12 protein-coding genes and 1 pseudogene are annotated in these 12,795 nt (G+C 33.3%); 12 read left to right on the plus strand and 1 reads right to left on the minus strand.

Going from position 1 to position 12,795, the window contains the following annotated elements; genetic code table 11:
* Window positions 1-45 precede the first annotated feature (45 nt).
* The 8 genes and pseudogenes from JCM6256_RS00980 (at window position 46) to holA (ending at window position 7,653) form a co-directional block, all read left to right on the plus strand.
* Complete coding sequence (locus JCM6256_RS00980) at window positions 46-1,230, plus strand: FtsW/RodA/SpoVE family cell cycle protein (RefSeq protein WP_025079983.1); 1,185 nt, start codon at window positions 46-48, stop codon at window positions 1,228-1,230.
* Window positions 1,227-1,571: a DUF2129 domain-containing protein gene (locus JCM6256_RS00985; RefSeq protein ID WP_025079984.1), complete on the plus strand. Its 345-nt coding sequence runs from the start codon at window positions 1,227-1,229 to the stop codon at window positions 1,569-1,571. The genes JCM6256_RS00980 and JCM6256_RS00985 overlap by 4 nt, the downstream gene beginning before the upstream one ends.
* Window positions 1,568-2,116, plus strand: coding sequence for a 16S rRNA (guanine(966)-N(2))-methyltransferase RsmD (gene rsmD / locus JCM6256_RS00990; protein WP_025079985.1), 549 nt, complete (start codon window positions 1,568-1,570; stop codon window positions 2,114-2,116). Before JCM6256_RS00985 ends, rsmD begins: the two co-directional genes overlap by 4 nt.
* A gap of 2 nt (window positions 2,117-2,118) precedes the next feature.
* On the plus strand, window positions 2,119-2,607 hold the full coding sequence (gene coaD, locus JCM6256_RS00995) for a pantetheine-phosphate adenylyltransferase (RefSeq protein ID WP_025079986.1): 489 nt from the start codon (window positions 2,119-2,121) through the stop codon (window positions 2,605-2,607).
* The gene (locus tag JCM6256_RS01000; protein ID WP_025079987.1) at window positions 2,607-3,647 is read left to right on the plus strand and encodes a SepM family pheromone-processing serine protease; all 1,041 of its coding nucleotides are present in this window, start codon (window positions 2,607-2,609) and stop codon (window positions 3,645-3,647) included. The genes coaD and JCM6256_RS01000 overlap by 1 nt, the downstream gene beginning before the upstream one ends.
* A gap of 77 nt (window positions 3,648-3,724) precedes the next feature.
* A pseudogene (locus JCM6256_RS09365) lies at window positions 3,725-4,410 on the plus strand (ComEA family DNA-binding protein).
* Window positions 4,379-6,670 (plus strand): DNA internalization-related competence protein ComEC/Rec2, encoded by a 2,292-nt coding sequence (locus JCM6256_RS01010; RefSeq protein ID WP_025079988.1) that lies wholly within the window; start codon window positions 4,379-4,381, stop codon window positions 6,668-6,670. The pseudogene JCM6256_RS09365 and the gene JCM6256_RS01010 overlap by 32 nt, the downstream one beginning before the upstream one ends.
* Complete coding sequence (gene holA, locus JCM6256_RS01015; protein WP_025079989.1) at window positions 6,667-7,653, plus strand: DNA polymerase III subunit delta; 987 nt, start codon at window positions 6,667-6,669, stop codon at window positions 7,651-7,653. Before JCM6256_RS01010 ends, holA begins: the two co-directional genes overlap by 4 nt.
* Window positions 7,654-7,709: 56 nt before the next feature.
* Here holA and rpsT read toward each other — a convergent pair whose 3' ends face one another.
* Window positions 7,710-7,961, minus strand: a complete 252-nt coding sequence (gene rpsT / locus JCM6256_RS01020) for a 30S ribosomal protein S20 (RefSeq protein WP_025079990.1) — start codon at window positions 7,959-7,961, stop codon at window positions 7,710-7,712.
* 208 nt (window positions 7,962-8,169) lie between these two features.
* Between rpsT and rpsO the strand changes: the two genes are divergently transcribed.
* The 4 genes from rpsO to tuf all read left to right on the plus strand — a co-directional run bounded on the left by rpsO (window position 8,170) and on the right by tuf (window position 12,681).
* Window positions 8,170-8,439, plus strand: coding sequence for a 30S ribosomal protein S15 (gene rpsO / locus JCM6256_RS01025; protein WP_025079991.1), 270 nt, complete (start codon window positions 8,170-8,172; stop codon window positions 8,437-8,439).
* Window positions 8,440-8,614: 175 nt separating this feature from the next.
* Complete coding sequence (locus JCM6256_RS01030) at window positions 8,615-10,468, plus strand: ribonuclease J (protein WP_025079992.1); 1,854 nt, start codon at window positions 8,615-8,617, stop codon at window positions 10,466-10,468.
* A gap of 2 nt (window positions 10,469-10,470) precedes the next feature.
* Complete coding sequence (locus JCM6256_RS01035; protein WP_025079993.1) at window positions 10,471-11,304, plus strand: tetratricopeptide repeat protein; 834 nt, start codon at window positions 10,471-10,473, stop codon at window positions 11,302-11,304.
* A gap of 186 nt (window positions 11,305-11,490) precedes the next feature.
* Window positions 11,491-12,681: an elongation factor Tu gene (tuf, locus tag JCM6256_RS01040; protein WP_025079994.1), complete on the plus strand. Its 1,191-nt coding sequence runs from the start codon at window positions 11,491-11,493 to the stop codon at window positions 12,679-12,681.
* Window positions 12,682-12,795 lie beyond the last annotated feature (114 nt).

Below are 12,795 nucleotides of genomic sequence, written 5' to 3' on the forward strand. Positions count from 1 at the left end.
TATAATTAAATAGATATTATCTAGTCGAAAAGGAGACGGCATAAAGTGCGTCGAAAAATACATTATTTAAATTTGAATATATTTATTCCATATATTGTGCTGGTTATTTTAGGTGTAATTTTAGTTTATTCGGCTAGTTCGGATATTCTTTTGGTTAACGGATTTAAACCAGCAACTTATGGTATTAGGCAAGCCATTTATGCCGGAGTAGCTTTTTTCTTTTTTGGTATACCTTTTTTTGCTTTGAAATTAGAGGTTTTCAAAAATAAAAAGTTTGTCATGTGGTTTTTGCTAATAAGTTTAGCTATGCTGTTTTTTTTGGTAGTAATGAAAGTCGTTCGCGGATCAAGTGCTGCCGTTAACGGTGCAGTTGGTTGGATTAATTTAGGATTTATCAATTTACAGCCACTTGAAGTTGCTAAGTTATCTTTGGTAATTTATTTAGGATATGTATTGGATAAACGTGATGGTAAATTGGTACGAGGTCAAATTTGGACCAATTTAGCCCATCCTGCAATTATGACGGCAGTCATGATGGGATTAGTAATTGTTGAACCAGACTTTGGCGGTACGGCAATTTTGTTCATGATCGCATTAGTGATGTTCTCAGTTTCTGGAATTCCAACTATTCTTGCACTTAAATGGCTAGCTTTAATATTCATAAGCGTAGGCGTCTTGTTTTTTATAATTATTACGTGGAATCCTAAGTTCTTGCAAGATAGTTATCAATTCCAGAGATTAATGTCTTTTCTTCATCCTTTTCAACTTGAAAGAAAAGGTGGGGCACAGCTAGTTAATTCATTTTATGCAATTCATAATGGTGGTCTGTTCGGCGTTGGTCTAGGAAATAGTATGCAAAAACGTGGCTATTTACCAGAACCATATACTGACTTTATTTTGTCAATCACAGCTGAAGAATTAGGTGCTATTGGCGCCATAATTGTTGTAGGATTACTTTTTTATTTAATGTGGAGCATTATGGAAGTTGGTATCCATGCTACATCACAGTTTAATGCGCTGGTTTGTTTTGGTATTACAACAATTATTTTTACGGAATCATTATTTAATATTGGAGCGGTTTTGGGACTTTTACCAATTACTGGTGTTACGTTGCCCTTTGTTTCGTATGGTGGTTCATCAATGATTGTTTTGACGGCATGTATAGGGTTAGTTTTAAATATTTCCGCTAATGAAAAAATTAAGAAGGAGGCTGAAGATACTGTAGCATGAGTATAAATAAGGATATTGCAGATGCGGGTTTGTCTCAACGCGCGGGGTTAATTGTATATTTAAAGAACGCAAGTGATCAATATAAATTGCGGCACTTTGGCGATATTGTATATTTTTCAAAAAGAATGCGATATTGCGTATTATATATTGATGATAGCGATATTGACTATGAACTATCAGAAATTTCACACTTGGATTTTGTGGATCGTGTTGAGATTTCTGAAAAAGATCAATTAGATTTAGACAGTAAACATATTGAAAAACAGCTTATAGAAATGTCTGAAAAAGCAGAAATTGAATTGCAAAAAAGACAAAAAGAAAATGAGGATATACTCAAGTGAGAATAATTTCAGGAAAATATGCTAAAAGAAATTTATTTACTTTAAAAAGCAGAAAAACTCGACCAACTAGTGATAAAGTAAAAGAATCTTTATTTAATTCATTAGGTCAATTTTTTAACGGTGGCCAAGTATTAGATTTGTATGGTGGCTCTGGCGCTTTAGGAATTGAAGCAGTATCAAGAGGCTGTGATCATGCAACTTTAATTGATATTAATTATGCTGCCGTTAATATTATTAAAAAGAATGTTGCATTAACAAAAGAAGAAAATAAATTTTCAGTTTATAAAATGTCCAGCAATGCGGCATTAGATTTCTTTAAAGAAAATGGAATAAAATTTGATCTTGTTTTCTTAGATCCGCCTTATGCTAAGCAACGTATTGCATCTGATATGGGAAAGATGCTTAAGTTTGATTTATTGAATGAAAAGGCTATTGTTGTAGCTGAAACGGATGATGACACTGAATTAATTGAAATTGACGGATTTTCTTTAGTTAAAGAGCATCATTTAGGCAAGACAATTGTGAGAATTTATCGAAAGGAATAGTTATGGCGATTGCTATTTTTCCCGGTAGCTTTGATCCAATAACAAATGGACATATAGACGTTATTGAACAAGCTGCAGCTGTGTTTGAAAAGATTTATGTGGTAATTATGACTAATACGCATAAAAATTATCTTTTTTCAGCTGGTGAACGTGCAGCTTTTGCTCAAGATGCAGTAAAAAACATAAAAAATGTTACAGTAATTGAAAAACCAGATTCTTTAACTGTCGATGTTGCACATGAATTAAATGCCAAAGCTATCGTACGTGGAGTACGCAATAGTGAGGACTTTCTTTATGAACAACAAATTGCTTTTTTGAATAAAAAATTAAATGATGATGTTAAAACAATGTTGTTTTTTACCAATCCTGAGAATAATTTTGTAGCATCGAGCATGGTTAAAGAAATAGCAAAATTTAACGGTTCAATTGAAAAGTTTTTGCCACAAAAGGCTGCTGAAGCTTTGAAGAATAAATTAGGGCGAAAAGATTAATGAAAGAAAAAAGAATACAAAGGAAAACTAGGAACTGGATAATTGCCATCCTAGTTTTTATCGTAGTTGCAATAGTTGCTTGTTGGCCAACAAAATATTTTATAGAAAGTCCTGGAGAATCGGTTCCTGTTGCGCAATTTATAGATTCTAAAGATAAACAAAAAAATCAAAATAATTTATATATGGTGACTGTAAGTGTATCTTCACAACCTGCAGTTGTACTTCAATATTTGTGGAGTTTTACTCGACCTTTTGATACTCGTATTGATGGTAAAGAATTAATGCAAGGGCAAACAAGCAGTCAGTATAATGAACTTCAAAATTGGTATATGGAAACCTCACAGCAAAACGCGATATATTATGCAGCCAAAAAAGCAGGCTTAAAGCCGAAATTAAGTTATAAAGGCGTCTATGTGATGGCTGTTCAAAAAAATTCTAGTTTCAAGCATAAATTACAGATTGGTGATACAGTTTTAGGTGCTAATGGGATTAGATTTCATTCAACTGAACAAATGATGTCATATTTTGCTAGACAAAAGGTAGGCTCAAAGGTTGCAATTCAAGTTTTGAGAAATAAGGAAAAACGAACTTTTACAGGTAAAATTGTAAAAGTTGCTGGTACAGGGCGCTCAGGGATTGGAATTCAACTTGTTGAGCATGTAAATGTAACTACAAGACCCAAATTGACTATTAATGCAGGAGATATTGGCGGACCGTCAGCGGGTTTAATGTTTTCACTGCAAAGTTACGAGATTTTTTCTCATAAAAATTTGACGCATGGTCATAAAATTGCCGGAACAGGTACAATTGATCCTACAGGAAAAGTAGGGATTATTGGTGGCGTAGATAAAAAGGTTGTAGCAGCAAACAGAGTTGGCGCTGAAGTGTTTTTTGCTCCAACTGATCATGAAGGAATTAAGAAAAGCCAAAGCAATTATGAAGTAGCTAAAAGGACAGCCAAGCGAATTCATTCTAAAATGAAGATTGTTCCAGTAAGCAAGTTTGATGATGCTTTGTATTATTTAGAGAAAAAATATTAAAATTTAAGAATTTATAAAGAAAAAAGCTCAGACAAAAATCTGAGCTTTTTTTGCGCATTTAAATAGGGAGGTAATTTATGAATATTGAAAAAATTAAAGATTTTGTCATTGAAAAGAAATTTTATGGAATAGCAATTATTGTAATGGTGATTGCAGTTATATTTTTTAAACATAATGATCAACAGAAGGCGGACAATTCTGCTCTTTTAGGAGCGAAAACAGAGATGAGCCAAAGTTCTTTTAAAAATAAATCTGAAAGTACAGAAATACAAAAATCAACTTCTGATCAACCAAAAACTGTTACTTGTGATATTTCAGGTGCAGTAAAGCATGAAGGGGTGTATACATTAAAGAATGGACACGCATTCAAGAATTAATATCTGCGGCAGGTGGATTGAAAAATAATGCTCAACTTAAGGCAATCAATCGAGCTGTGATGCTAAAAGATCAGGATAAAGTTCATATTCCTTACAAAGGAGAAAAAGTTGAAAGTGCTACAACTGTAACAAATGATGTCAACCAGTCTAATAATCAAAATGCTGCATCTAATTCTCAAAATAAGGAAAACGGTGAAAAAGTAAATATTAATACCGCGTCAGCAGCTGATTTGCAAAAATTAAATGGAATTGGTGAAAAAAAGGCTGAGCAAATCATTGCCTATCGTGATCAAAATGGACAGTTCAAAAAAGTAGAAGATTTAATGCAGGTTTCAGGAATAGGAGAAAAAACATTTGCTGCACTTAAAGATCAGTTGGCTATCTAAATATTGCAAATTAGGTTTTTTCTTTTTAAATGCTTTGCTGTTAACATCATTATCGTTTTATTTTTATCAAACTAATACGATTATGCAAAGATTTGTAGTTATTACTATAGTTATATATTTAATATTTTTACTTTTAAAAAAATATAGTAATTTTAAGTATGCTATCAGTATATTAATTGCTTTATTTTGCTTTATTTTATGGCGCAGTAGTCAAAATCAATGTCTAAATTTAACTGACAGAACCATTTTTAAAGCTTATCCTGATGAAATTAAAATAAAAGATGATTGGTTTTCTGGAGTTGGGGTAGCTGATGGACAGAAAGTTTTAATTTCAGGGAAAATTTCTAAAGAAGATCAGCGTTTAATAAAAAAGGGTTATCCTTTGATGTTTTTTAATATAAATGGTGATCTTTCCAAAATTGATCCGGCCACCAATATAGGTGAATTTGATTTTCAAAAGTATTATGCTGCTAAGAGAATTTTTCAAAGAGTAAAATTTAAAAGCTTTAGAATGAAAATGGCCAATTTAGACTGGCAAGGATATTGCCATATGTTTAGGTTTCGTTTACAAGAATACTTTATGAAAATGCCACGGTTACTTGGATTTTTTACTAGTGAATTAATTTTGGCAGAGAATAATTCCATGAATAATCAAGATATTCTTAACAATTATCGTGATTTAGGTGTAATCCATTTGCTTAGTATTTCTGGTTTACATGTAGGAATTTATACTTTAGCAGTAAGCACCTTATGCTATCTATTAAAATTCACAGAAAAGGAAACTTTTATATTTTGCGTAGTAGTTTTGGTAATTGGGATATTTTTAAGTAATTACCAGCCTGGATTTGTTCGTGCAAGTTTGGCTTATGTTTTAGGAAAAGTATTTTCGTTTAAGAAATTAAAAATAGCTGGTATAGATCTTTTGGGATTAACTTGTTTAGTTTATATTATGTTTTTACCACGATTATTTATGGGCATAGGTGCTATTTTAAGTTATGTCTTAGCTTTAGGATTACAATTAACAAGCAAGATGTCTAAGTTGAAACAATCAGTAACTTTAAATTTGCTTTTAACGCCCTTATTGTTGGTCTATTTCTTTCAAGTGAACGTTTTAACTGTCTTTTTTAATATGCTAATTGTGCCATATTTTAATTGGTTGGTAATTCCGATAACATTTTTTAATTTAATAGTTTTTAGTAGATTTTCTAATTTAAGCTATTTATTTGAAGATATTTTAGAAAAATGCGAAACAGTTATTGGAAATATTTCTCAAACGAAAATAGGGATGATTACATTTGGAAAAATCAACTGGTGGCAATGTTTATTGCTGTTGGCACTTACTTTTGTATTTGTGGCATATCTAAATGAAAAAGTTCAGTCAAAAAAGATAAAAAGTAAATTTATAGGAACAATTAGCTTAATTTATACAATATTTTTTGCTATTATTCATTTTCCCTTAATTGGACAAGTAACATTTATTGATGTTGGACAAGGCGATAGTATTTTGATAACAACACCATTTCCGAGAAAAGTCTTTATGATTGATACGGGTGGAAAATTAAACTTTTCAGGTAGAAAACAGCAACCGCAAGTTGAAAGAATTACATTGCCATTTTTAAAAGCACAAGGGATAAATAAAATTGATGGCTTATTTGTGTCTCACCAAGATGCTGATCATGTTGGCGATGTGAGGGCCTTGTTAAAAGAAATTCAGATAAATAATATTTATATGGCTCAAGGATTGATAAAAAATCCTTCATTTAGAAAAAGAGTAGAAGGGGTAATTGATCATACTAAATTAGTAGAATTATTAGCAGGGATGCAGACTAAAAATAATCCGTTGAATTTTCAAGTTGTATATCCTTTTCGGGCCGGAGAGGGTAAAAACGAAGATTCATTGTCTATATTTTTTGAACTGGCTAATAAAAAGTGGCTATTTACGGGAGATCTAGGACAAGATGGAGAAAAAGAATTAATCCATCAATTTCCCAATTTACGAGTAGATTATTTCAAATTAGGGCATCATGGAAGCAAAACAGCATCAAATCCAGAATTTTTAAAAATAATCCATCCCGAGTTAGTTTTTATTTCTGCAGGACGAAACAATCGATTTGGTCATCCTCATCAAGAGACACTGGAGACATTAAAAGCTCAAAGCATCCCGTGGGCATCGACTCAAGACTGTGGTATGATTAGCTGGTATTATGGTTATTTTCAAAAGCCTAAATTTGTCCGTTTTCTACAGGAAGGGTCGCAATGAGCTTACTTTCATTATTTAAAAATACAAATAATAATAACCCTCACACATTGATTTGGGGAACAGATGACTTTTTAAATGATTATTTAGCAAAATCATATATTAAGGATGAAAAATTTTCTGGTTTAGATCAAGTAACTGTTGATTGTGAAAGTGATGGTTTAGATGAATTGATTGCTAGTTTGACAGAATCTAGCTTGTTTTCTAGCCAAAAAGTAATTACTGTAAAGAATCCATTCTTTTTAACTGCAAAAACTTTTAAGAAAAATCAAAAACAATTAGAACAATTACAGAATATTTTTTCGCATATCCGCGATATTGAGGATGTGGTAGTAATTGTTGCTTCTTATGAAAAAATAGATCGTCGCAAAAAGCTGACCAAGACTGTTATGGCTAATTTTAATGTGGTTGAACCACAAATTAAGCCGTACGAGGTAAGTGCCATTACTAAGGCCTTAATAAAAGACGAAGGCTATCAAATATCTCAATCTGCTTTGCAACTTTTAGTTGAAAGAAGTGATCAGGTAATGGATACAATTTTAAGCAACTACTCTAAGCTTAAAGTTGTTTCCGAAGATGATAAAATTACTGAAAAATCTGTAAGGCAAAATATTGATCTATCTTTAGCTCAAAATGTATTCGCAATCTTAGATGATGCTTTGCGACAAAACTATCATGAGGCACTTGAACGTCTTAATGACCAATTAAGAGAAGGAAGTAATCCGGTTCAACTGTTAGCAGTGTTTGAAAACCAAGTTGAATTAATTCTAGTTGCAAAAATTTTAGCTAAGCGGGGAAGGAATCAGCCGCAAATTGTTAAAGAATTAGGCGTACATCCTTATCGAATAAAATTAGCATTACAAAATAAGCAGTCAATCGAGAAGCTTGAAAAAATGTTGGAAGAACTAATTAAGCTAGATTATAATTATAAAAATGGCAATTATCGTATGGATAATTTCTTGAAAATGTTTATTTTAAGTGTTTAATAACAAAAAAGAGACGAAGTTCACTTGAACTTCGTCTCTTTTTATTAAATGCTAAATTATTTGCTCATTTTAGCTAAACGACTCTTAGTACGAGAAGCCTTGTTCTTGTGGATTAAACCTTTTGAAACGGCCTTGTCCAAAGCTTTTTCTGCTTCTAAACGTAACTTGGAGGCGTCTTCTTCGCCAGCTACAGCTGCCTTCTTGAACTTCTTAACGATAGTTCTTAACTTGTTCATTTGAGCAGCGTTGCGCTTGTTAGTAGCGTCTTGAGTCTTAACACGTTTGATAGCTGATTTAATTTGTGGCATGAATTTCACCTCCATTAGTTGGTAGTTTTACTTAATTGATTATACTTAAGAATAAAGATTCATGCAAGACAATTTCCGCTTGCTTTTTAAAAAATTTCTTTGTATCATAAAAGATGTTGTGAACCATTAACGCTGTTTGTACGCTCACACCTGACGTCTAACGTTGTTAGTGGCAATTATTATTTATTTTTTTGAAAGGTGATTATTAATGGCTATTTCAAAGGCAAAGAAAGACGAAATCATTAAAGAATACGCAACTCACGAAGGTGACACTGGTTCTGTTGAAGTTCAAGTTGCAGTTTTAACTGAAGATATCAACAATTTGACTGAACACATGAAGAACCACAAGCATGACCACCACTCATACGTTGGTTTGCTTAAGAAGATCGGTCACCGTCGTAACTTGCTTCGTTACTTACAAAACAACGATATCAACCGTTACCGTGAATTGATTAAGAAGTTAGGTTTGCGTCGTTAATTCTAACTTTACCAATAAAAAGTCAGTCCGTTTGGACTGGCTTTTTTGTTTTTGTCATAATAACCTTCTTTATGCTAAAATTAATTCAGACTGTATCTACAATTGATCGAAAGATCCATAAAACTTTAAATATAGAAACTAATTAAAAGAAATTAAATTAAGAAAAGGAAATAAAATGACAAATCAAAAAATTAAAATAATGGTTCTTAGTGGAGCACGTGAACATGGTAAAAACATGTTTGCCGTAGATGTTGATGGACAAATTTTTGTTTTAGATGCGGGGTTAAAGTATCCTGATAGCTCTTTGTTTGGAATTGATGTAGTAATTCCTGATATGGATTTCTTTGCTCAATATGGAGACCGAGTTTCAGGGATTTTCTTAACCCACGGTCATGCAGATTCAATCGGCGCTTTACCATATATTTTAAGAAATTATGATATTGATATTTTTGGTTCCGAATTAACTATTGCGTTAGCAAAAATTGAAGTTAAACGTGAAAATAAAAAGATTAATAATAAATTATTCCACGTAATTGACCAAGATAGTGAAATTGAATTTAAATCAGCTTCAGTTTCATTTTTCCATACAACTCACTCAATTCCTGATTCTTTAGGTATTGTAATTCATACTTCAGAAGGCCAAATTGTTTATACAGGTGATTTTAAGTTTGATCCTTCCGCAACACAAAATTATCGTACTGATATGGATTTGCTTGCTAAAATCGGCCTTAATAAAGTTTTGGCTCTATTGAGCGATTCCTCAAATTCTGAAGCTTGGTTCCCAAGCGCCTCAGAACAAGATATTGAAAAATATGTAACTGATGTATTTAGAAATGCAAAAGGCAGAATTATTGTTGCTGCTAAGGCTTCAAATTTGAATCGTGTTCAGGAAGTTTTGAATGCTGCTCATAAAACAGGTAGACGTGTGCTTCTAACTGGCCGAGATGTTGCAAAAATAGTTAGAACTTCAATGAAGCTTGGTTATTTAGATGTACCTGATGGTCTCTTAATGCGCGTTAAAGATCTTAAGACAACTCCTGATGAAAAGACAGTTATCTTAGAAACAGGCCGTATGGGTGAACCATTAAATTCATTGCAAAAGATGGCTACAAAGCGTCATAGCATGATTAGAATTCATAAGGGTGATTTGGTATTTATTGCAACTACACCTTCTAATTCTGTTGAAACTATGGTTGCTGAAACTAGTGACATGGTTTACCGTGCAGGCGGAACTGTAATTCAGTTAGGAAGAAATAAGCATACTAGCGGTCATGCTACAGGAAGAGATTTGCAACTTCTTATTGATACATTAAAACCTAAGTTTTTATTCCCTGTTATTGGTGAATACCGTTTAATGGAAATTCATAAGAATCTTGCAATTAAAGTAGGCATGAAGAAAGATGATATTTATCTTGTTCAAAATGGCGAAAGCTATGTCTATGAAAAGAATAAGGACCATTTCTACCTTTCAGATCCTGTTCCAGGTGAAGATACTATGATTGATGGCTCTGGAGTGGGCGATGTTGGTAATATTGTTTTACGCGATCGTGAAATACTTTCAGACGATGGTATTTTTATCGCTGTAGTGACAATTGATCGTAAAAAGAAGAAGATTATTGCTCAGCCTCAAGTAACTAGTCGTGGTTTTGTTTATATCAAGGCTAACCATAAATTGATGCATGATTCGATCGAAGTGATTAAAAAGGCAATTGACAATAATTTTGAACATAAGAAATTTGATTGGACAGAGTTAAAGCAAGATATTAGAAATGATCTTGAAAAATTCTTGTACAAGCAAACTAATCGTCGTCCTGTTGTTTTGCCAGTCGTGATGGAAGTAAATCAAAATCGTCATCGTGCAATGCAAAAGAAGAATAATGCAAAAGACGAGCAAGCAAAGATTAATAAGAAGTCTCATAAAACACATAATTCAGGTTCTAATAAATATAACAATCGTCAACACAAGCATCCAATTGATGTAAATAAGAGTGGGAAAAAGGTAGTAGAAAAGGATAAAGAAAATAAATAATTATGATATCAGTAAGTCAAAAGAACTTATTAAAGCTTGCTGAAGAAAATGAACAAAAAGGTGACATAGAAACAGCAATTCAGAATTTGGAGGAAGCTTTGAGAAGCGGACGCTCTAATGAAATAATGTTGTATTTATGTCGCTTATATAGGAAAAATAATCAGGGAGATCGGGCGTATACCTTAATCAAGGAAGAACCTGATCTTTTTTCTGATCAGCAAGTATATAAAGAATATTGTGAAATATTAGCAGCAAATCATTTTTTTATTGAAGCACTTCAATTAGAACGGCTAAGTGGAAAAAAGATTCCTATAAAGGTAGAAGCGGCTAGTGTAGAGAAGCAAAACTTAATAATGGATTTGTTCAAAAGGCAAAAGAATGTTACGCAATGGGATTACGAACAACTATTAAAGTTGGATTTGGTTAATTTTAAAAATTTTGCTCAAAGCCTGTTGTTAGACCCAAGCCAAAATTTTGCAGTAAGACTTTCTTTATGTGAAGATTTAATACGATTAAGAGTTAAAGAAAATATTAAGATTATAATTTTAGGCGAAGAAGAAAAGTTTGTTCCAGCGGATACTTTATTATTAGAACAAAGCCCGATTTATAAAGAAATCATTTCAGGAATAGGTAGTAAATTTAGAAATAATCCTAGTCAGCTTCCTATGATGCTAGGTGAAATAAACTTGATATTAGGTGGTTTGTATCCAAAATTGTCTAGTTATGTTGATGAAACAGATAGTTTTACAAGTGATTTGATTTCATTTTTGAATACAGGCAATGGTAGAAGACATCAAAAACTTTTTAAAAAAATTTATACATACTTACCAAAATAATTTTATTCAAAAAGGTTTACTTTTTAATTCTATTTAGTATAATTAGCTAAGGTTATTTTCATTGAGGCATGGCACTAGCATTTTTTACTAGGCATTTGCCGATGAAAGTAGTACAATATTCAACAGAGAATTATCCGTTAACTTATCTCAACGGACTTCTTGCAAATTTACAGGAGGGTCATTTTAATGGCAGAAAAAGAACATTACGTTAGAACTAAGCCACACGTAAACATTGGTACTATCGGTCACGTTGACCACGGTAAGACTACCTTGACAGCAGCTATTACTACTGTTTTGGCAGAAAAAGGTTTGGCAAAGGCAGAAGACTACCACCAAATCGATGCTGCTCCAGAAGAAAAGGAACGTGGTATTACTATTAACACCGCCCACGTAGAATACGAAACTGAAAATCGTCACTACGCTCACATGGACGCTCCAGGCCACGCCGACTACATCAAGAATATGATTACTGGTGCTGCACAAATGGATGGTGCCATCTTGGTTGTTGCTGCAACCGATGGTCCAATGCCACAAACTCGTGAACACATTTTGCTTGCTCGTCAAGTTGGTGTTGAATACATCGTTGTATTCTTGAACAAGTGTGATTTGGTTGACGATCCAGAACTTATCGACTTGGTTGAAATGGAAGTTCGTGACTTGTTAACTGAATACGATTACCCTGGTGACGATATTCCAGTTGTTCGTGGCTCAGCTTTGAAGGCTTTACAAGGCGACAAGGAAGCTCAAGAACAAATCTTGAAGTTGATGGACATCGTTGATGAATACATCCCAACTCCAGAACGTCAAACTGACAAGCCATTCTTAATGCCAGTTGAAGACGTATTCACTATTACTGGTCGTGGTACTGTTGCTTCAGGTCGTATTGACCGTGGTACTATCAAGGTCGGTGACGAAGTTGAAATCGTTGGTTTGGTAGACAAGGTTCTTAAGTCAGTTGTTACTGGTTTGGAAATGTTCCACAAGACTTTGGACTTGGGTGAAGCCGGCGATAACGTTGGTGTATTGCTTCGTGGTATTGACCGTGACCAAGTTGTTCGTGGTCAAGTATTGGCTGCACCTGGCTCAATCCAAACTCACAAGGAATTTAAGGGTCAAGTTTATATCTTGAAGAAGGACGAAGGTGGTCGTCACACTCCATTCTTCTCAGACTACCGTCCACAATTCTACTTCCACACTACTGATATTACTGGTGAAATTGAATTGCCAGAAGGTACTGAAATGGTTATGCCTGGTGATAACACAGAATTTACTGTTAAGTTAATCAAGCCAGCTGCCATCGAAAAGGGTACTAAGTTCACTATCCGTGAAGGTGGTCGTACCGTTGGTGCCGGTCAAGTTACTGAAATCCTTGACTAATTTCTAACGATATATAAAAGAGATGTACTTCTTCAGGGAAGTGCATCTTTTTTTCGCTCAAAATTTGTGTTTTGAGTCTGTTTAAGGTAAGATAACTTAGTATGCAAGTAGCAA

The organism is Lactobacillus hamsteri DSM 5661 = JCM 6256 (assembly GCF_000615445.1).
Classification (GTDB): Bacteria; Bacillota; Bacilli; order Lactobacillales; family Lactobacillaceae; genus Lactobacillus; species Lactobacillus hamsteri.

What these genes read in the sequence shown, in the direction of transcription:
- JCM6256_RS01035 (WP_025079993.1), top strand. Translation starts at nt 10,471, where the DNA reads ATGATATCAGTAAGTCAAAAGAACTTATTAAAGCTTGCTGAAGAAAAT.
- tuf (WP_025079994.1), top strand. Translation starts at nt 11,491, where the DNA reads ATGGCAGAAAAAGAACATTACGTTAGAACTAAGCCACACGTAAACATT.
- JCM6256_RS01030 (WP_025079992.1), top strand. Translation starts at nt 8,615, where the DNA reads ATGACAAATCAAAAAATTAAAATAATGGTTCTTAGTGGAGCACGTGAA.
- JCM6256_RS01000 (WP_025079987.1), top strand. Translation starts at nt 2,607, where the DNA reads ATGAAAGAAAAAAGAATACAAAGGAAAACTAGGAACTGGATAATTGCC.
- JCM6256_RS00985 (WP_025079984.1), top strand. Translation starts at nt 1,227, where the DNA reads ATGAGTATAAATAAGGATATTGCAGATGCGGGTTTGTCTCAACGCGCG.
- holA (WP_025079989.1), top strand. Translation starts at nt 6,667, where the DNA reads ATGAGCTTACTTTCATTATTTAAAAATACAAATAATAATAACCCTCAC.
- coaD (WP_025079986.1), top strand. Translation starts at nt 2,119, where the DNA reads ATGGCGATTGCTATTTTTCCCGGTAGCTTTGATCCAATAACAAATGGA.
- rpsO (WP_025079991.1), top strand. Translation starts at nt 8,170, where the DNA reads ATGGCTATTTCAAAGGCAAAGAAAGACGAAATCATTAAAGAATACGCA.
- rpsT (WP_025079990.1), bottom strand. Translation starts at nt 7,961, where the DNA reads ATGCCACAAATTAAATCAGCTATCAAACGTGTTAAGACTCAAGACGCT.